This window comes from Nonomuraea sp. NPDC050733, from assembly GCF_040654215.1.
Lineage (GTDB): Bacteria > Actinomycetota > Actinomycetes > Streptosporangiales > Streptosporangiaceae > Nonomuraea.
The window spans coordinates 246,866-265,740 of record NZ_JBFAHO010000005.1 but is presented as its reverse complement, the minus strand read 5'-3'; the positions used below and the strand labels follow the sequence as shown (position 1 = coordinate 265,740).

General features: G+C 70.9%; 19 protein-coding genes. 8 read left to right on the top strand and 11 right to left on the bottom strand.

The window, feature by feature from the left end:
* Positions 1-98: 98 nt before the first annotated feature.
* Positions 99-1,670, top strand: coding sequence for a TROVE domain-containing protein (locus AB0H64_RS12955; RefSeq protein WP_357623377.1), 1,572 nt, complete (start codon positions 99-101; stop codon positions 1,668-1,670).
* A gap of 28 nt (positions 1,671-1,698) precedes the next feature.
* On the opposite strand, the gene AB0H64_RS12950 is transcribed toward AB0H64_RS12955, so the two are convergent.
* Positions 1,699-2,451 carry a LysR family substrate-binding domain-containing protein gene (locus AB0H64_RS12950; protein WP_357623376.1) on the bottom strand — a complete coding sequence of 251 codons (753 nt, stop codon included), beginning with the start codon at positions 2,449-2,451 and terminating at the stop codon, positions 1,699-1,701.
* Positions 2,452-2,506: 55 nt separating this feature from the next.
* Between AB0H64_RS12950 and AB0H64_RS12945 the strand changes: the two genes are divergently transcribed.
* From AB0H64_RS12945 to AB0H64_RS12935, 3 genes are all read left to right on the top strand, one after another.
* Positions 2,507-2,878 (top strand): DUF5997 family protein, encoded by a 372-nt coding sequence (locus AB0H64_RS12945; protein ID WP_357623375.1) that lies wholly within the window; start codon positions 2,507-2,509, stop codon positions 2,876-2,878.
* 1,143 nt (positions 2,879-4,021) lie between these two features.
* Positions 4,022-4,294 carry a hypothetical protein gene (locus AB0H64_RS12940; protein WP_357623373.1) on the top strand — a complete coding sequence of 91 codons (273 nt, stop codon included), beginning with the start codon at positions 4,022-4,024 and terminating at the stop codon, positions 4,292-4,294.
* 407 nt (positions 4,295-4,701) lie between these two features.
* Positions 4,702-5,097: a type II toxin-antitoxin system VapC family toxin gene (locus AB0H64_RS12935; RefSeq protein ID WP_357623372.1), complete on the top strand. Its 396-nt coding sequence runs from the start codon at positions 4,702-4,704 to the stop codon at positions 5,095-5,097.
* Positions 5,098-5,111: 14 nt separating this feature from the next.
* On the opposite strand, the gene AB0H64_RS12930 is transcribed toward AB0H64_RS12935, so the two are convergent.
* The 3 genes from AB0H64_RS12930 to AB0H64_RS12920 form a co-directional block, all read right to left on the bottom strand.
* Entirely contained in the window at positions 5,112-5,420 is a 309-nt protein-coding gene (locus AB0H64_RS12930; protein ID WP_357623370.1) for a hypothetical protein, read from the bottom strand.
* The gene (locus AB0H64_RS12925) at positions 5,417-5,563 is read right to left on the bottom strand and encodes a hypothetical protein (protein WP_357623369.1); all 147 of its coding nucleotides are present in this window, start codon (positions 5,561-5,563) and stop codon (positions 5,417-5,419) included. The genes AB0H64_RS12930 and AB0H64_RS12925 overlap by 4 nt, the downstream gene beginning before the upstream one ends.
* Positions 5,564-5,820: 257 nt before the next feature.
* Positions 5,821-6,690 carry a patatin-like phospholipase family protein gene (locus AB0H64_RS12920; RefSeq protein WP_357623367.1) on the bottom strand — a complete coding sequence of 290 codons (870 nt, stop codon included), beginning with the start codon at positions 6,688-6,690 and terminating at the stop codon, positions 5,821-5,823.
* Positions 6,691-6,992: 302 nt separating this feature from the next.
* On the opposite strand from AB0H64_RS12920, the gene AB0H64_RS12915 reads away from it, so the two are divergent.
* From AB0H64_RS12915 to AB0H64_RS12905, 3 genes are all read left to right on the top strand, one after another.
* The gene (locus AB0H64_RS12915) at positions 6,993-8,156 is read left to right on the top strand and encodes an FAD-dependent monooxygenase (RefSeq protein WP_357623365.1); all 1,164 of its coding nucleotides are present in this window, start codon (positions 6,993-6,995) and stop codon (positions 8,154-8,156) included.
* A gap of 125 nt (positions 8,157-8,281) precedes the next feature.
* On the top strand, positions 8,282-8,443 hold the full coding sequence (locus tag AB0H64_RS12910) for a hypothetical protein (protein ID WP_357623363.1): 162 nt from the start codon (positions 8,282-8,284) through the stop codon (positions 8,441-8,443).
* Between the two features lie 94 nt (positions 8,444-8,537).
* The gene (locus AB0H64_RS12905; RefSeq protein WP_357623362.1) at positions 8,538-9,026 is read left to right on the top strand and encodes an SRPBCC domain-containing protein; all 489 of its coding nucleotides are present in this window, start codon (positions 8,538-8,540) and stop codon (positions 9,024-9,026) included.
* 151 nt (positions 9,027-9,177) lie between these two features.
* Here the strand turns inward: AB0H64_RS12905 and AB0H64_RS12900 are convergent, their stop codons facing one another.
* Together AB0H64_RS12900 and AB0H64_RS12895 are read right to left on the bottom strand one after the other, a co-directional pair.
* Complete coding sequence (locus AB0H64_RS12900; RefSeq protein ID WP_357623361.1) at positions 9,178-10,482, bottom strand: FAD-binding oxidoreductase; 1,305 nt, start codon at positions 10,480-10,482, stop codon at positions 9,178-9,180.
* A 27-nt stretch (positions 10,483-10,509) separates the two neighbouring features.
* Positions 10,510-11,019 carry a nuclear transport factor 2 family protein gene (locus AB0H64_RS12895; RefSeq protein WP_357623359.1) on the bottom strand — a complete coding sequence of 170 codons (510 nt, stop codon included), beginning with the start codon at positions 11,017-11,019 and terminating at the stop codon, positions 10,510-10,512.
* A 121-nt stretch (positions 11,020-11,140) separates the two neighbouring features.
* Between AB0H64_RS12895 and AB0H64_RS12890 the strand changes: the two genes are divergently transcribed.
* The gene (locus AB0H64_RS12890) at positions 11,141-12,037 is read left to right on the top strand and encodes a LysR family transcriptional regulator (protein WP_357623357.1); all 897 of its coding nucleotides are present in this window, start codon (positions 11,141-11,143) and stop codon (positions 12,035-12,037) included.
* A gap of 42 nt (positions 12,038-12,079) precedes the next feature.
* Here AB0H64_RS12890 and AB0H64_RS12885 read toward each other — a convergent pair whose 3' ends face one another.
* The 5 genes from AB0H64_RS12885 to AB0H64_RS12865 form a co-directional block, all read right to left on the bottom strand.
* Positions 12,080-14,419, bottom strand: a complete 2,340-nt coding sequence (locus AB0H64_RS12885) for a LuxR C-terminal-related transcriptional regulator (protein ID WP_357623355.1) — start codon at positions 14,417-14,419, stop codon at positions 12,080-12,082.
* Positions 14,420-14,596: 177 nt separating this feature from the next.
* The gene (locus tag AB0H64_RS12880; RefSeq protein ID WP_357623353.1) at positions 14,597-16,858 is read right to left on the bottom strand and encodes a DUF4132 domain-containing protein; all 2,262 of its coding nucleotides are present in this window, start codon (positions 16,856-16,858) and stop codon (positions 14,597-14,599) included.
* 48 nt (positions 16,859-16,906) lie between these two features.
* Entirely contained in the window at positions 16,907-17,299 is a 393-nt protein-coding gene (locus AB0H64_RS12875; RefSeq protein WP_357623351.1) for a hypothetical protein, read from the bottom strand.
* A gap of 118 nt (positions 17,300-17,417) precedes the next feature.
* Positions 17,418-18,149, bottom strand: coding sequence for a nucleotidyltransferase domain-containing protein (locus AB0H64_RS12870; protein WP_357623349.1), 732 nt, complete (start codon positions 18,147-18,149; stop codon positions 17,418-17,420).
* Complete coding sequence (locus tag AB0H64_RS12865; protein WP_357623347.1) at positions 18,146-18,859, bottom strand: nucleotidyltransferase domain-containing protein; 714 nt, start codon at positions 18,857-18,859, stop codon at positions 18,146-18,148. The genes AB0H64_RS12870 and AB0H64_RS12865 overlap by 4 nt, the downstream gene beginning before the upstream one ends.
* Positions 18,860-18,875: the final 16 nt, after the last annotated feature.

The following is an 18,875-nucleotide window of genomic DNA, read 5'->3' as shown; positions in this document are numbered from 1 at the left end:
AGCGCACGAACAGTCACCTACGCCGACTCTGATCTCGGGCGCGACCTCGTGAACGAGGCCCCCTCTCGACAACCACGAGCAGGGGGTCTCGTCGCGTCATGGCGAAGTTCAACAGCACGGCCACCAAGGCCGCCGTGTCCAGCCCGGTCAAGTCGGAGGAGACGCCGTCCGGCCGTACCCACGAGGGCGCTCCCGGATATGCGCGGGACGCCAAGAGCGAGCTGTTCCTTCTCGCGATCGCCAACATGGTGCGGGAGAACACCTTCTACGAGAAGGCCGGCGACAGGGACAACAGGTTCCGGGCGTTGGTTCACCAGGTGGCGGTCGAGGATGGCGAATGGCTGGCCCGTTTCCTGCCGTGGCTGCGCTCCGAGGCGAACCTGCGGTCGGTTCCGGTCGTCGCTGCGCTGGAGGCGGTCAAGGCGCGGCTCGGCGCAGGCCTGCAGGGTCTGAACCGTCAACTCGTCGCCTCGGTGCTCCAGCGCCCGGACGAGCCGGGCGAGGCACTCGCCTACTGGACGTCCACCTACGGCCGGGCCATCCCCAAGCCGGTGAAGCGGGGCATCGCCGACGCCGTGCGGCGGCTGTACACCGAGCGGAGCCTGCTCAAGTACGACACCGACTCCAAGGGCTACCGGTTCGGCGATGTGATCGACGTCGTCCACCCGAGCCCCGATCCGGCTCGGTGTTGGCAGGGCGACCTGTTCCGGCACGCCCTCGACCGCCGCCACAAGCGGGACAACGACATCCCCGCGTCGTTGAGCACGCTGATCGAGCGGGAGAAGCTGATGGCGCTCCCGGTCGAGCAGCGGAAGGAGGTCCTGTCGCGGCCGGACGTACGGGAGCGGCTCACCATGGCGGGGATGACGTGGGAGGCGCTCGCCGGCTGGCTCCAGGGCCCGATGGACGCCGCGGCGTGGGAGGCGGTCATCCCCTCGATGGGGCTGATGGCGCTCACCCGCAACCTGCGAAACTTCGACCAGGTCGGCGTCTCCGACAAGGTGGCCGCAACCGTGGCTGCGCGGCTGGCTGACGCCGATGAGGTGCGCCGGTCCAAGCAGTTCCCGTTCCGGTTCCTCGCCGCGTACAAGCACGCCCCGTCGTTGCGGTGGGCTTACCCGCTGGAGCAGGCTCTCGGTCACTCGCTGGCCAGCGTGCCCGCTCTGGAGGGACGCACACTGGTCCTGGTGGACCGGTCGGGGTCGATGTTCGGCACGATCTCGGAGAGGTCCGGGCTCAACCGTGCAGACTCGGCGGCCGTGTTCGGCTCCGCGCTGGCGATGCGTGCCGAGTCGGCGGACCTGGTCGAGTTCGGCACCAGTTCGCACTTGGTCGCCTTCGGCGCCGGCGAGTCGGTGCTGAGGGTCGTGGACCGGTTCGGCAACCTCGGAGGCACCAACACCGCCGAGGCGGTACGCGCCCACTACCGCGGCCACGACCGGATCGTCATCGTCACCGACGAGCAGGCATGGGGCGGCCACCACGGCGAGGATCCGACCGGTCAGGTGCCGGCCGACGTCCCGGTCTACACGTGGAACCTCGCCGGCTACCAGTACGGTCACGGCCCGTCGGGTGAGCGGGCCCGTCACACCTTCGGCGGACTCTCCGACGCCGCGTTCCGGATGATCCCTCTGCTCGAAGCCGGCAAGAACGCCGACTGGCCGTTCTGACGCCCGCCCGAAGGCTCAGGGCCGCAGGTCACCGAGGCCGGTGGCCCTTCTTCTTGCGGCCGGCCGGCACGGCCCGGCGGCCGGAGCCGGCCTGTGCGGGTTTCGGTGCCTGCCGCTGTGCCTGCCCCTGTGCCTGCCGCTGTGCCGGTTTCTTGGCAGGGGAGGCAGGGGTACGGCCCCGCGAGCTGTTCACTGTCCGGCCGCGGACGATGCCGATGAAATCTTCCACCAGGTCAGTGGTCGCTTCCGTGAGCCAGGCCAGCGCGACCTGGGACTGCGGCGCGTCCGACACCGGTCGGTAGGTGAGATCCCTGCGGTGGTGGAAGCGTGCCAGCGACTGCGGAACCAGGAGAAGCCCTGTGCCGGCCGCGACCATCTCGACCGCGTTCGCCGTTGTGGCCGGGCGGGTGAACGCGGGCAGCCCGGGCCGGACCGTCCACTCGATGGTGTCGTCCAGAGGATGGAACACCTCGTCGTCGGCCAGGTCGGCGATGGCCACCTCGTCGGCGGCGGCCACCGCGTGATCCTTGGGCACCACGACCACCGTGGTCTCCACGTAGAGAGGAATCACGCTGAGCCCGTCCCGATCGACCGGCAGCCTGACGAATCCGGCGTCGGCCCCGCCATCCCGCAGAAGCCCCACCACCTCGTCGGCGGGAGCCGCGACCAGGGCAACCGGCACGCCGGGCATCCTCTCGGTCCAGACGTTGACCCATTTCGCGGGTGTCACCCCGGGCGCGTACGCCAGCCGGAACACCTTGCCGGTCTCCCCATCAGTCACTTCCTCAGGGTACCGATGTCCGGGGAACCCGTTCCGACTGACTACGCTTGGCGCCATGACCTCGTCCAAACCGAAGACCATCCAGACGATGAAGCCCGAGACCGCGGCCAAGAAGCTGGGTGTCCTCCTCTCGGCCACTCCCGCCGAGTTCCAGGCGGGTGTCGTTTCCAGGGACGAGCTGAACGAGTTGCAGTCGAAGCCCCCAGCCTGGCTCGCTGACCTGCGCCGCAACGGCCCGCACCCCAAGCAGGTCGTCGCCGCGAAGCTCGGGGTCTCCATTTCCGGCCTGACGAGAGGCGGGATCACCGGCCCGCTCACCACCGCTGAGATCGACGAGCTGAAGGCGGAGAACCCAGCGTGGCTGGAGCGCGAGCGGTCCATCCAGGCCGAGGCCCGCAAGGAAGCGCTCCGCCTCAAGCAACGCTAGACAGCTGAACCTCTGCACCTCTCCGACCCGAGACGAGCCGTCGAAAAGCGCCCACACGTTGCCAGATTCGCGGGTGGGCCGTCTGATTCCCGCCCGGAATGCACGGCCCTCGCTACGCTCGGACGTTCTCCTCGGGGTCGGGCTGCGCCCGACGCTGTCGCCCACGGGATACGCTTTCGCGCATCGAGCTCGACCGGAGGCGACACCTTGGTGCAGATCCCCTTGGGGGCACCCGACGAGATGCGGCACCGCCACGAATCCGTAACCTGACGCGCTTTCGGCGCTGTGCGCGTCAAATGTAACCACGGCGCGGTTACATTTGCTCGACTTGCGTTCATATTTCATTTCTGCTGCCCGTGCTGACTTTATCGCCAACGCGTTAGTGATCTTGCCCTTGCCTTCGCGCGCTCTCTTGGCGGGTCACTGTGGTCCGTGCGGGGTCGCGCCTCGGTCGCAGGCACGCCAATTGCGCGAAGGCGTCCGCATCGTTCTTTTATGAATCAGGCGGCGCTCCGTCCAGCCTGCGCGCGGCCGCATGCCGCCTGGAGTCCGTCCTCGCTCGGGCTACACCGGGCATGGGTGTTCCGGCTGATTCTCGCAGCAGGTAGCTTCGCAGGGTGGACGATGATCTCTCAGTCTCGCCGTTGACCGACGTGGAGGTCGCTCTTGGAGTTGGGCTCATGGTGCTGCTGCTTCTCCTGCCCACCATCATCTGGCTTGCCATGGTGTTGTCGCGCCACCGCAGATAGAGCTTCCGGCGGGGGCATGGGCTCCAGATGATCGTGACAGGCGCCCAGGAGGCCAGCGCCTGCCGTTGGCTGATCCTCCCGTCTCTGCCTCGTCCCAGGCCGGAGCCTGGCAGCCCAGAGGAACGGGTCCGGAGGCCGTTCCTCAGGGCTTCACCCTTGACCTTTGGCCCTTGCCCCGCCAGATCGGGTCGAAAGACGTCCGTACGGGGTGCGTGTCATTCATGTGCCAATCGCCGCCCTGTACGACGAGGAAGCACTGATCTGGCCGCATGGTGACATGGGTCCGGCATGACCGCCGTCCCATTCGCGGCCACCGATAATGGCGCTGCTGACCGATTCACTCTCGTGGTCGAGCACTGTTGTCACTGATATCGGCGCTCTAAGATCAGCAGGCGTGAATCCATTGAAGATCCGTCCTGTAGGTGGCGTCATCGTCTTCTGCTTCAGCCTCATCTACATGGTGACGACGCTTCCCGGCCCGACGGCATCCACAGCGGCAGCAATCCGCTGGGCAGGCCTCGGACTGGCATTCATGCTCGGAGGCATCCTTGTGATGCTGTCCGGCATCCTGGCTGTGCTCATCGAGCGCTCCAGCAATGCAACCCCTGTCTCCGGAGGGGATACCCGACTCCAGGAAGACCGACGGCACGAGGTGATAGAGCCGTAAGCGGGCCGTCATGATGTCCCAACAGGGGACGTGAGGGCGCTACATGTTCGCGAACAACGAGAACATCACGTACGCGACTGTTCCGAGAAGCAGGCACACGGTACCGAGGGCCGCGCCGGTCGAGACCGCGAAAGCCCGCACGTCACGCACTCGTCCACCGTCACCGCTCGCCTCAGCAGAATGCCGGGCGCAGGTAGAAACAGGCGCGACGCGGTCTGGTCCGCGAGCGGAGAAGCCGGGGAGGAGGATCGGCTTGCCGGGGGGGTGACGGACGGGAAGGTCTCGGTGGCGCGCGTGCTGTGTCCTACGATGTCCATCATCCTTGGGGTCAGCACGTCAAGGGCAGGACGGCGCCCGCCTGGCCGGGGTTCCTGGCGTGAAGGAGCGTTGCGGAGCAGAGGGGTGCGTTGAGCAGGTACGTCATCGGGCCGGACGTGGCCCTTCGGTTGGCTCACGACCAGGCCGTGGTCCCCGCTGAGCACCGGCTCCTGGCTCCCACGCTCATCCGCTCCCAGCTGCTGGCGCACCTCTACCAGGCTGTCCGCTCCGGTGAGATGGGCAAGCAGGACGCCGATCGCCTGCTCGGCCACGTGCGAGGGCTGCGGATCCGGCTGCTCGGCGACCGCGTCCTTCAGAACCTCGCGTGGAAGATCGCCGACCGGCTCGGGTGGCCCGACACGTACACCGCCGAGTATCTCGCCCTGACCCAGCTCCAGGCCGACGCGTTCATCACGCTTGACGCGGAGCTCGCCGAGGCCGTTGAGGGCCTGGTCGCGACGGCGCCCATCGAGGCCCTGTCCTGATCGGACGGTGCTCGCTACGGGGGCGTGGCGCAGACGCATGAGGCGCTGCTCATGGTGCCGGCCTCCTTGTCCACGTGGGTGACGCGGCGGGCGCCGAGGCAGTAGCGGCAGCAGAGCTGCGCGGAGATGTACGGCTCGGACCACACCTTGTGCTCCCAGGCGGGCGGCGGACCGTCCGGCGGCGGCTCCTTGCCGCGTTCGGCGGGCTCGTGCTCGCCTCCCACCCAGCCGAGGCCGCCGCAGAATTGGCAGGCGAGGAACAGGTGGCCGAGGCGCTCGCCTTTCTGTCCCTGGCACTCCGGGCAGGTGATGGGGTCGGTCACCCGACCCGCCCGGTGCCGTCGCACGTCCTGCAGGACACCCACGTCGACTGCTTGCTGCCGGTGCCGTTCCGGTCGAACCATTCGCCGCCGGCTCCCAGGCAGGTGCCGCAGATCGGGCTCTCCGGCTGCTGATCGTCGCTCACGTCTCTCACCGTAGCCTCATCGCTGCCCTTTGTATGTGACCCGGGCGGGCCATTGAGATGGCCGTTCCCTCGGTCGATGTCGGCAGCCGGGGCGTCAGTGCGCTCGGAGGGTGAACGCGCGGGTGCGGGTCAGCTTGACCCGGGTTCCTGCCTCGTCCCAGGCCTCGGCCTTGAGGCTCACCGCGCCCCCGGTATCTCCTCGCTGATCTTCGGACGTCGCCGGATGCGCCGTGCGTCCCGGGGATCGCCCCGGGCGCCTACGCCTGGGCCGCCGACCACACCTCGCGGATGCGGTCGGCGGCTTCGGCGGCCTGCCGTACCCCTGCCTGGTAGGCGGGGAGCCAGGAGGTGACCTCGCCGAGGTCGGAGCCGAAGACCTGGATGGTCTCGGCGTCGGGCGTGATGCGGACGACCGTGTCGCCGGGCGGGGTCTCAGCGGGGAACAGGTGGGCGAGCGGCTCGATGAGGACCAGCACGTCGGCGCCGGCCGCCAGGGAAGCGTGGCTTCCGCCGCCGAAGGCGCCGTCCAGGTAGCGATGTCCGTTGACGGCGACCGGCGGGGTGGTGCCCGGCGCGGCCGAGCTGGCCGCGATTGCCGCGATCAGCGGCACCCCGCTGGTGCGATCCCATACCTGCGGTTCGCCGGTTTCGATGTTGACCGTGGTGATGAGCAGCGGTCGCTCGGGCCAGGCGCGGGCGGTGACCAGGCGGCCCATCCGCGCGAGGTGCTCCTCCTCGGTGATGGTCGCCGCGTCGAACGCCAGCTGCCCCACCCGCCGCAACGCCTCGGCGGGGGTCAGTGCGGGGTCGCCCAGCACGGCGAACACATCGGCCTGCCCTACGGCGGGCGCCGGACGCGGCACGGAGGTGGAAGCGGCGGCGGAGGCCGAAGCGGGGACGGAGGTGTCGGGGCGGGGAGCGGCGAAGCGGGTCAGGTCCTCGCCGGTGGCCAGCATGGCGCCCACGATCGCGCCCGCCGACGTGCCGACGATCAGATCCGCCGGCGCCAGGTCCATGTCCCGGCGGCGGAGTTCGGCCGCCAGACCGGCCATCCAGGCCGTGCCGACGAGGCCGCCCGGACCGAGCACGACAGCCGTTCCAACAGCAGGATCGACGTGTGATGTCATGGCTGGCAGCCTGGTACCTCAAGACCGCTTGAGGTCAAGTCGGCCGGTGCCCCTCCGGCTCGTCAGGTCTTGTCGGCCCGACGACGTGGTCGCGCGGGGTGGTCGATGCTCGTCGACGGCCTGGCATCGCGGCCACGACCGCCCCGGCCGGGCTCGCGCCGATGGACCTGGCGGCCCCGGGCTGAGTCGTAGTTGGCCATTTCCTGGCCAGGGGCTCAGCAGGATGAGGTCGTCCTGCCGTGCAGCTCTTCTGCTACTCTATGATGTCAATTGATTACTTTAAGTCACGATGGGAGCTCGGTGTGAAGGTCGCCTGTGTCGGCGGGGGACCCGCCAGTCTGTACTTCTCGATCCTGATGAAGCGGATGGACCCCTCCCATGACATCACCGTCTACGAGCGCAACTCGGCCGGGTCGACGTACGGCTGGGGCGTGACCTACTGGGACGAGCTGCTCAAGAATCTCCAGGGCGCCGACCACGAGTCCGCGCTCGCCATCCGCGAGAGCTCCGTCCGGTGGGACAGCTTCGTCGCGCACGTGCACGACCGGTGGACGGTCACGGTGGAGAACGGGGACGAGGGCTTCGGCGTCGGCCGGCACCGGCTGCTCGACATCCTCACCGAGCGGGCCCGCTCTCTCGGCGTGCACGTCGAGTTCAATCACGAGGTCACCGGTGAGGAGGAGCTGGCCGACGCGGACCTCGTCATCGCCGGCGACGGCGTCAACAGCGCGCTGCGCGAGCGCCACGCCGACCACTTCGGGCCCGAGGTCGCGGTCGGGCGCAACATCTACACCTGGCTCGGCACCACCAAGGTCTTCGACGCCTTCACCTTCGCCTTCGCGGAGACCGAGCACGGCTGGATCTGGTGCTACGGCTACGGGTTCAGCGAGACCCACAGCACCTGCGTCGTCGAGTGCTCGCCCGAGACCTGGGAAGGACTCGGTTTCCACCAGGCGAACGAGGCCGACAGCCTGGCCCTGCTGGAGAAGCTCTTCGCCGACATCCTGGACGGGCACCCGCTGATCGGCCGGGCGCACACCGACGGCAGCGCGCGCTGGCTCAACTTCCGCACCCTGACCAACCGGACGTGGCACCACGGCAACCTGGTCCTCATCGGCGACGCCGCGCACACCACGCACTACTCCATCGGCGCGGGCACCGCCCTCGCGCTCGCCGACGCCGCCGTCCTGGCCAGGGCGATCTACGAGGAGCCGGACCTCCAGCCCGCCCTCGCCCGTTACGAGCGGGAGCGCAAGGCCGCGCTCGTGTCCGCCCAGCGGGCGGCCCGCAACAGCGCCCGGTGGTACGAGAACCTCCCGCGCTACGTCGACCTCCCGCCGGAGCGGATGATCGCGCTGCTCGGCCAGCGGCACTCGCGGGTCCTCCCGCACGTCCCGCCGGGGCTGTACTACCGGATGGACCAGCTGGTCGTGCGGCTGAAGTCACTGCGCCGGTCCGGGCGCTGACGCGCGCCGAAGGGCCCCGTCCCGCGGCAGGCTCGCGTCAGCCGATCTGTTCGGCCAGGGCGACGATGATGCCTGCGGGGCCGCGGTCCACCGTGGCGAGCGGCGACGGGCACAGCCAGAGGCGCGTGCCTGGGCACGGTGCGACCAGGATCAACCGGCCCGCGCCCGCGACGCTGTGCCGGCGTCCGCTGGTCGGCGGCCTGGAGGTGGCCTACGAGACCCTGCGCCTGCCGGACGGCCCCGGACTGGCCCGGGTCATTACGGTGCTCCGTACCCCGAACGTCTAGATCTCCGATCCATATCGAGAGCAGTGCTCTTGACGGCCGTGCGCCTCAGTGAGAGCATTGCTCTCGTTGAGGAACATCGCTCTGGAGGAATGTCATGAAGGTTCTCTACACCGGCCCGTCGATCGAGCGCCTGCACGAGGAGTACGCCAGCAAGGGGCGGCTCGATGAGGACGCGCCCGTCAAGTCCTCGTCCTCGATCGTCATCGACGCCCCCGCCGGCAAGGTGTGGAAGCTGCTCGTCGACATGAAGAACTGGCCGGAGTGGCGTTCGGACGCGTATGTGGTCGAGCTCGGCGAGGTGAAGCCTCAGGCGACCTTCCGCTGGAACATCCGGGGATCGGCGATCAGATCGACCTTCGCCGTGGTGGAGCCGGAGCGGGAGCTCGCCTGGACGGGTGTCGCGATGGGCTGCTTCAAGGCCATCGACCGGATGCGGCTGGACCCGACCGAGAACGGGCAGACCCGGGTGACCATCGAGGAGTCCATGTCCGGCCCCCTGCTGACGCTCTTCTACAGCAGCGCGAAGCTTCGCGAGGGCCACGAAGACATGCTCCGCATGCTGAAGACGGCGGCCGAAGGCTAGCGCGCCGTTGCCGTGGGTGGTCACCCGCGGCAACGGCGCGGAGCCTGCCGCGGGTGTGGATCAGCAGAGCAGCCGGGATCGGCGGCCTGCCGGCACGGGCGACGCCCTGGCCCCGTCACGTGCTGACGACGTTCGCACGCAGAGCGAGGGCTCAGCCCTCCACCGGGAAGTTGGAGCGGAAGACGTTGTGCGGGTCGTGGTGGCGCTTGACGGCGCGCAGCCGGGCGAGGGCGGCGGGGGTGAAGGCGTCGGCCGCCGTCTCGCCGGGGTTGAGGAAGGTGTACGGCTTGCGGCCGCTGACGGGGAGGGACCCGGCGAGGCCGCGTTGCCTGGCGGTGACGGCTGCGGCCGTGGCGGGGTCGGCGGGGATGCCGAACAGGTAGAGCGCGTAGGGCTCGGTCAGCGGGCCGTGCGGGCTGTCGGAGGGGCGGGCCAGCGCGCCGCCCAAGTGCCGGATCTGCACGCTGAGCAGCGGGGCGATGGGGTCCGCCAGCAGTGTCTTGACCGCGGTGTCGTCCAGGTCGGTCAGCAGCTCGCCGCGCGAGGCGCCCGCGCCCGGGTCGGTGGGCTCGGCCGTGATGGATCCCAGCTCCGCGACCGACATGACGCGTCGGGAATCCGACAGCGGCTGGGGGATACGGTCCAGCGGGGCCAGCAGGTCGCGCGCCTCGCTCTCGTCGCCGAGGTAGGTGGCGTCCACGGCGACCATGGGCGCGGAGCCGGGGAAATGGAGCAGGTCCAGCCAGACGGTGAGCGTGTCGGGGGCGGCGGCGGTGATCTGCCGGTAGGCGTCGATGACGGCGGGGGCCTGCTCGGCGTCCCACAGCGTCCGCCCGCCGTACAGATGCGGTGCGGGGTGCAGAGCCAGCTCGAGGGCGGTGACGACGGCGAAGTCGCCGCCCCCGCCGCGCAGCGCCCAGAACAGGTCGGGGTCGGACTCGGCGGTGAGATGCCGCGGGCGCCCTTCGGCGTCGATGACGTCGAAGGCGGTGACGCTGTCGGCGACCCAGCCGTGGGCGCGGCCGAACCAGCTCAGCCCGCCGCCGAGGGCCACGCCGGTGACGCTGACGACGGGGGAGCTGCCGGGCAGGCCGGTCAGGCCGTGCGGTGCGGCGGCCGCCTGCAGACGGCCCGAGGGCACACCCGCGCCGATGCGGGCCCGGCGGGCCGCCGGGTCGAGGTGCAGGGCGTCCAGCCGGCGGGTGCGCAGCAGGATGGTGCCGTCGGTACGGCCGGTGGCGCCGTGCCCGTTCGGCTGGGTGGCGATGCCCAGCCCGGCGGCGCGGGCGTGCCGGACGAGCGCGGCGACGTCGTCGGCGTCCGTGGCCTCGACGACGGCCGCCGCCGGTTGCTCCACGGCCAGGTTCCAGGGGCTGCGGGCGGCGTCGAAGCCGGGCTCGCCGGGCAGCCAAACTCGGCCGCGGACGACGGAGCGCAGGGTGGTCAGGGCGTTCATGGTCTTCTCTCTGGTGATGGGTGGGAGTCAGCCGGCGAAGATGGCCGCGGGGTCGCCGACGTACCAGGTGTTGTCGATGCGCATGCGGCGGATGACCCAGCGCTCGCCGTCCCGGATCAGCCCCACGTCGTAAGGGTTCTTCAGCAGGGCGAAAGTGTCGTGGTCGGCGGACAGCAGATGCTGGGCCTCCACCAGCGCGGTCAGGCGCGCGGTGTCGCCATCCACGACGACACGGGCATTGGTGATCTGGTGGGTGGTGTCCACCCGGCCGGTGAACATGGCCAGAATCGTGGTGACGATCGTGTCCCGCCCGGACATCAGCGGCGGCTGCGCGCCCCATTTGGCGGCCGCCGGGCGGAAGTCCAGCTCGGCGTCGGCGGCGAAGGCCGAAGCGAACAGCTCCTTGTCCTTCAGGTCCTGGCCCAGACCGAACCGGTACAGCGCGTCCACGATCTCGGCGCGGTCCCGCAGCTCCGCGACGACCGCCTCCTTGTCGGCGGCCGGAGCGGACAGGGCGTGGTCGTCAGTAACGTACATCGCATGCTCCCGTACAGGTCAGAGGGATGTGGAGTGGTCCCACTCTCGGCCGGGACGAGTGGCGGATCAACGCGACGCTGTGCAACGATCGTGAAGCCTGTGTTAACGATGGAGGAGTCGCATGCTGGAGCGGCACGAGCTGGAGGCGTTCCTCACCCTCGCCGAGGAGCTGCACTTCGGCCGCTCCGCCGAGCGACTGCGTGTGTCCACCTCCCGCATCAGCCAGACCATCGCCAAGCTGGAGCGCCGCATCGGCGTCCCGCTGTTCAACCGGACCAGCCGCCGCGTGCGGCTGACCGCGGTGGGTCAGCAGCTGTACGAGGAGACGCGCCCCGCCTGGGACCAGATCGGCGCCGCGCTCCTGCGTGCCATCGACACCGGGCGTGGCCTCACCGGCACGCTCCGGGTCGCCTTCGTCGGCGCGGCCGGCGGTCAGCTGCTCGTCGGGGCCACCGAGCTGTTCCGGCAACGCCGGCCCGACTGTGAGGTCCGGCTTCGCGAGGCGCAGATGGGCGACCTCATGCCGTGGCTGCGCAGCGGCGAGGTCGACCTCGCCCTGGGCACCTTCCCGATCCACGAATCCGACATCGTCACCGGCCCGGTGCTGGTGTCCGAAGCGCGGATGCTCGCCGTGCCCGCTCAGCATCCCTTCGCCCGCCGCGCATCGGTGTCCCTGGAGGACCTGGCCAGGGTGAGGCTGCTGCAACTGCCGGACACGCTGCCCGACTCCCTGCGCGAGGACCGGACCCCGCGGACCACCCCGGCCGGGCGGCCGATCGAGCCAGGCCCCTCCGCCTCCACCTTCAACGAGATGCTCACCCTCATCGGCGCCGGGCACGGCGTCTTTCCCGTCGGCGCGCAGGCCAGGCGCTACTACGCCCGCCCCGACGTCGCCTACGTCCCCTTCAGCGACGCCCAGCCACTGCGATGGGGACTGCTCTGGCGAGCCGAGGGCGCGACCGCCCGCGTCCGCGCCTTCGCCGAGGCCGCCCACGACCTGGTCCACGCCGGTGCCTGACGACGCACCCGCGCTCCACAGGGTGACGAACGCCGTACTGGCTCAGCTTCGCGCCGGATCGTGCCTGCTGACCCAGACCGCGACCTGGGTACGGGAGTCGAGCCCGAGCTTGTCCAGAATGTGCTCGACATGGCCCTCGGCGGTGCGCCGGGCGATCATCAGGGACATCCCGATCTCCTTGTTGCTGAGCCCCTGGGCGATCAGCCGGGCGATCTGCGTCTCCCGCTCCGTGAGCGGCGGCAGCAGGTCGCGCCCGCGTGATGAGTCGAGGCCGGCCGATTCCTCCTGCTCGTCCAGGGCGTACGCCAGCGCCTCGCCGTAACGCAGTCCGGCGCCCTGGACGAACTCCGCCTGGAACGTCGACTCGCCCATGGCGTGTCGTGCGTGGGATCTCGACTGTTCACCGTGCGCGGCGGAATGCAGGTATCCGGAAGGCGGGCGGCTGCCGATCCTCGCCCAGAGCGTTTCCAGAATCCCGTACAACCGGGCCGCTCGCCGGAGCCGGCCTTGCGTCGTGGCGATCCAGGCCAGGATCTCCAGGTCCAGGCCGACGCCCCGCTGATCGCGCAGCGAGCGGTTGAACCGCAGAGCCTCCGACACGAGCGCGGCCGCGTGCCGGGTGTCCCCCTGCTGGCAGACCGCGACGCCCAGCACACCCAGCGTGTACGCCTTGTGCCAGCCCAGCCCGTGCCGGTCGCAGACGTCCAGTGTCTCCTTCCCGATGGAGACGGCGAGCGCGTGTTCTCCCGTGGAGCAACGGGCGACGCAGAGGCGGATGAGCGCCTCCACGACGCCCACCGGGTCGTCCACGGCGCGGAAACGGCGCACCGCGTCCTCGAGGAGGGGGATCGCGGAGACCGGGTCCTCCCGGCCCAGGATCAGCAGCCCCTCGCCCAGGGCGACATAGGCGAGGGCCATCAGGTCCCGACGGTCGTCCGCCAGCGCCCGGCATTCCCGCAGCACCGCCTGGGCGGAGGGGATGTCCGCCTGGATGATGGCCAGGACGCCGTCGGTCCACAATGCCCGGACCCGGACGTCGCCGGGCTCGGTCTCGGCCGCCAGCCCCCGTTCGAGCCAGGCGCGTCCTTCCCCCAGGTAGACGCCGTTGACCCAGTGGTACATCAGGTCGGCGGCCATGGCCAGGCCGGCCCTTGTCTGCCCGGGTTCGGTGTAGCAGCACTCCAGGGCGAGCCGCAGGTTCGCGTGGTCGGCGCCGAGGCGGGCGAGCCAGGATGTCTGTTCCGGGCTGGATACCCGGGCCCGGGTCTCGCTCGCCAGCCGGCGGTAATGATCTCGATGTCGCCGGCGCAGGACCGCCGCCTGCCCGGACTCCTCCAGCTTCTCCCGCCCGTAGTCGCGGATCGTCTCGAGGACCCGGTACCGGACGCCCTCCCGATCGTGCTCGGAGATCAGGATCGACTTGTCGACCAGGCTGCTCAGCAGGTCGACGACGTCCTGGCGAGCGATCCCGTCGCCGCCGCACACGGCCTCCGCCGCTTCCAGGTCAAGGCTCCCCGCGAAGGTCGACATCCGGGACCAGAGCAGCCGTTCCTCGTCCGTGCACAGCCCGTGGCTCCAGTCGATCAACGCCCGCAGCGTCCGATGATGATCGGGCACGGCTCCGGGAGCGGGGAGCAGCCCGAACCGATCGTCCAGCTGAGCGAGCAGTTGCCCGAGCGAGAGGGCCCGTAGCTGTGCGGCCGCCAGTTCGATGGCGAGCGGGATGCCGTCGAGGCGGCGGCAGATCTCCACCACTGCGTCGCCGTCGGCCTCCGTGACGGCGAAACCCGGCGCGGCGGCTTCGGCCCGCTCGGCGAACAACCGCGGCGCGTCGAACCGGGTGAGCAGTCCGGCCCGCGGCCGCGCGCCGCTGGGCAGTCCGAGGGGCGGCACTTCCAGCAACTGTTCACCGGGGACCCGCAGCGACTGCCGGCTGGTCGTGATGATCCGCAGATCCGGTGCCGACCGCAGGACCGTCCGCGCCACGACGGCGCACTCGGCCACCATGTGCTCGCAGTTGTCGAGGATCATCAGTAGCCGCTTGTCCTTCAGGTGGCCGGTGAGCACCTCCAGCGGCGGGCGAGCCGTGTCATCGCGGATCCGGAGCGCCTCGACGATCGCTGGAGCCAGAAGCTCCGGGCTGCGTAGCGCGGCGAGGTCGACCATCCACACGCCGTCTGGGAACGCACTGCTCAGAGCCGCCGCGGCTCGTGCGGCGAGTCTCGTCTTGCCCACGCCGCCCGGACCCGTCAGCGTCACGATGGGTGTGGCCGACAGTATCCGCCTGATCTGGGCAATCTCCCGTCGGCGCCCGACGAAGCTCGTTCTCTCCGCCGGGAGGCCGTGTGTCCGCCCCCGTGTGCCGGTGTCCCTTGTCCCCATCCCCCACGCCATGCTCGGTGTCACCGAGCCGTCCGTACCCTGACGCCCCGGAATTACCCGACATGTCACCTATGCGGCTCTTTGGCAGCGTCTGGCGATCGGACCACTGCGACCGGGGCGCTGCCGGCCGGGCCGAGGATCATCCGTGGACGCCGGCGCCGGAGCGCCCCCGGCTGGTCATCGGGTGAGCTGGATCTGGCGGGTGATGCTCGGGTCGGTGATGGCGGTGTCGGCGGCCAGCAGGAACGCCTTGGACAGGATGACCGACAGCATGCCCCCGTCCTCCTCGAAGGGCAGGAAGACCCGGTCGCCGGTGCCGCGGGGGACGATGCAGAGGTAGGCGTCGTCGGGCTCCATGAGGATGTTGCCCGAGCCGAGGTGGATCTTGTAGGTGCGCAGGTCGCCCCGGACCACCAGGAACCGGTCGGTCAGCGCGCACCGGTCGGCGATGCTCGTACGGGAGATCAGCCGGGACAGCGCGTCCCGCCGGACCTCGGCGGAGGGCGGCAGCTGCCCGAACGAGCTCGTCCGCCAGTAGTCCCGCAGCCCGTCCACGCCCCGGTCGGTCCACTCCGGGTCGGCCGCGATCGAGGTGACCGCGACGAACAGGTCCACGTCGCGCATCGCCTCGCTGAACACCAGCGGCGGCACCTCCGCCAGCGGTGCCAGGCGCCAGCCGCCGTCGGCCAGCCGGTGGAAGCGGACCTGGTCGGTGGCGGCGTAACCGTGGTCGTGCCAGGCGTACTCGTGGGAGAACGACGCCCGCCACCGGCCCCCGGCCAGAATCCGGCGGGCCTCGCCGGAGCCGCCGCCGTCCCACGGCCCGAGGTGGTCCGCGGCCCAGCCGCGCTGTCTGAACAGCGCGTACAGCTTGTGGTAGCTCACGACGTGGCCGGCGAACCGGTTGGAGTAGACCTCCGTCGCCTCCTCGGCGGGCGTCAGCAGGTACACCTCGCGGAACGCCTGCTTGAACGGCTGCCGCAGCTCCTTGCCCTGCACCACCTCCCGCCAGGCGGTCACCTCCTCCACCGAGGCGCGCGCCGGGTGCCACAGCCGCACCGGCACGTCGGGCACGCTCAGCCCCAGCTCGCTGCGCCATTCGCCGGGGGAGACCTCGAACTCCCAGATCAGCCGGTCCGCGACCGGCTGTCCCTCCAGCCGCCGGTACGGCGGCGTGACGTCGCTCGGATATCCGGCCTCCAGCGCCCTGACCAGGGTCGCCTGCTGCTGCTTCACCCGCTTGGCCAGCTCGCGCAGCCGTCTGACCTCGTCACCGTGCTCGCGTCTGACCGCCGCCGGGACCGACTTGAGCTTCTTGTCCCCGTGCCACCACGACAGCTCGACCGCTCCCTCGGTCGAGATCACCGCCGTGTGCTCGCCGACCGCCTGCCGCACCCGCCCGTCGGGCAGCCGGAACGCCACCTCCACCCGCTCGGCCAGGGCGGGCTCGATCCGCTTGAGCATGCGGTCGAGCTGCTTGGGAACCCCGGCGTGCCTGGTCGCCCCCCGGGCGGCGCGCAGCGCCGAGATCGCCTCGGGGGTCGGGTGGTCCTCCACGGCGCGGGCGATCTCGAACAGCACCCCCTGCGAGGGGAGCGTCCTGGCCTGCGTGGGCGCCACCGCCACGCCCGGCAGCAGCCGCTCCAGCACCCCGGGCAGCCACGGCTCGTCCCGGAACAGCGCCATCCGCGCGGCCCGCCCGATGGCGTCCCTCTCCCCGGCCTCGAACGCCTTGTCCGCCTTGTAGGGGATGTCCCCGGCGTGGATGGCGGCGACCCGAGCTTCGGCGGTCTCCAGGGTGGCCCGGACGAGGTCGAGGTAGCCGGGCAGGCCGGCGAGCCGTTCCCGGGCGTCGGGCAGCGGCGGCCAGGCGTTGTACGAGCGTGCCTGGACGGTCTCGGCGAACAGCGCCCGCCGCTCCGCGTCCCAGCCGAGCACCAGCTCCACCTCTGCGACGGCGATCGGCCCGCGCCCCGCGGTGAGCCGCTCCGCCACCTCCGCGTCCATCCCGGCGAGCCCGGCGACGGCCAGCAGCGCGAAGGGGTTGTCCAGCCGGTCCTCGGCCAGCAGGAAGCCGACCAGCGCGCGGGCGGGCCGGGCCAGCCGCTCCAGCGGCGGCCCGGCCGGGCAGCGCACCAGCGCGCCGGCGGCGAAGCACATGTCGGCCCACTTGCGGCGAGGCAGTCCCTCCACCAGCGCGTCGAACAGATCCGCGCACGTCTCGGTCGTGAACAGCGGCTGGCGCTCCTTGGCCTCCCCCTCCACGGCGAAGCGGGCGGGCATGGCGCCTGGGGACCGGTCCACGACCCGGTAGGCCGCGGGCAGCAGCGCGCCGAGCTCGAACGCGCTGAGCCGGGTGGCGTCGGGCCACTGCGAGGTGCGCTCCGTGGCTCCGGTCATCAGGTCCAGCAGGTGGAGTGCCGGGGGAGATAGCCGCATGCGGAAGATCCTGCCGGACGCCGCCGACAGAATCCCCAGGAGGTCGGGTCAGCCCCCGACCAGGGGCACCAGTTTCACGAAGGAGATCACCGGGTCGGCGGTCAGATCGATCACCTCGGCCAGGTCCTCGATCTGCCGGTCGCCGACGAGCAGCAGGAAGCCGTTGCGCGCGAACGCGGCCTCGGCGGCCTCGGCCTGCCGCTCCCAGTCCAGCCGCCGGGAGGCGCGCATCCGGTAGCCGTTCAGCTCCGCCTCGGCGTCCGTCGGCTTCACCAGGCCGCGGAAACGAGCGGAGGGCGCGGCGTTGTGGCGGGCCACCTCCTCGCGGACGCGGAGCCGTACCAGCTCCCGAGCCGAGATCCGCTCGGGCACGTCCGGGAGGGAGAACTCCTCCAGGGCCCGGCCTGTCGCCGTCTCATCGCGAAAGATCACTGATGCCATCGAGCGCCCCGTTCCTATGAAAAACCATGAAATGTCGGACGGTGGGCTAGCTATAGCAGCGACGGGCGACAGAACGACGGGCCCGGCGCGGACGGCTGAGCGGAGCGGTGGCCGGCGCCTACCCGAGTCGTGCTCGTACCAGCAGGTCGTGCAGCGCGTCGTGCGCCGTCGGCGCCCCGGGCAGCGACGAGGACTCCTGGGCCTCGGTCAGCTCGGCGGTCAGGCGGTTCACGTCCTCGGCCGCGGCCGGCACGGGGGGTGCCGCGCCGTGCTCGGCCTCGCGCTTGGCGGCGACCAGGTCGGGCAGGTACGGCGGGCCGTACCCGTACAGGCGCGTCAGATCGGCCTCGATCTCGCCCGCCCGCATGAGGTGCAGGCCGGTCAGGAGCACCCGGAACGTGTACAGCAGCGGCTTGAGCCGGTCCGTCTTCTCGAACAGCCGCCACTGCGTCCGGGCGAACCCGAGGTAGTGGTGGGCGTGGTGCCGGGTCAGGCAGGCCGGCGCGAGCGCGACGAGCTCCTCGTGCAGCGGCGACGCGGCCACGACCAGCGGCGACAGGAGCTGCTCCAGCACGTAGCCGTTGCGGTTGAGCAGCAGCCGGCAGAACTTGGCCAGGTCGTGCGTGACGAGGTCGACCTCCACGCCCTCCCTGGTCCACGTCCGGTCCAGCGTCTCCGGGCCGGTGCGCAGGCCGACGACCTGCTCGGCGGGCAGCACGTGCACGCCGCGCAGGTCCACGTCCGAGTCGGCCGACGGGAAGCCGTACAGGTGCGCGCCGCTGATCGTGGCGAACGCCAGGGGGTATGGCTGCTCGCCGGGGATCTCCGGCAGCCAGGCGGGCAGGCTCACAGATGCCCCCTGCGCACGTCCATCAGGAACTCCTCCACCCGGTCCCGGTCCGGTACGGCCGGCAGGACGCTGCGCCCGGCGTCCAGCTCGGCGGTGAGCTCGGCGTTCAGCGCGGCCCGCCAGGCGTCGACCTCCGCCCACGGCACCGCGCCTCGCCGGACGCCCAGCAGCCGGTCCCGGAAGGCGTCCATCCGCACCAGCGGCTCACCGTGCCGGATCAGGTGCAGCCCGCTCAGCAGCAGCCTGATCATGTGCATGGCCTGCTTCCAGTTCGGCGCCGCGGGGTCGAGGCGGCGGAACTGGGCGTCGGCGTACCCGGCGAACGTCTCGTGCGCCCGCTGCGACAGGAACGCCCCGCGCAACTCCAGCAGCCGCTCCCCGTACGGGGTGACGACCTCCACGAGCGGCGACCACAGGCACTCCAGCACCGTCGGGTTGGCGGCGAGGCAGAGCGCGCAGAACCGCTCCACCTCCCAGGAGAACTGCTCCGGCAACGGCCCGTCGCGGTGCGTGGGCGGCTTGTCCAGCCGCCAGAAGTCCGCGGTGGGCGCCGCGAACACCCCGCGCCGGTCGGTGTCGGAGCCGCTGGAGTCGAGGCCGTACGCGCGCGAACCCGTGACCACGGACAGGATGAGGTCGTCGCCCAGACGGGCGCCGGTCAGGGGAGGCGGCGTCGTCGGGTCGCTCAGGAGCTCACCGGGACCGTTCACGGGTCACCCTTCCGTG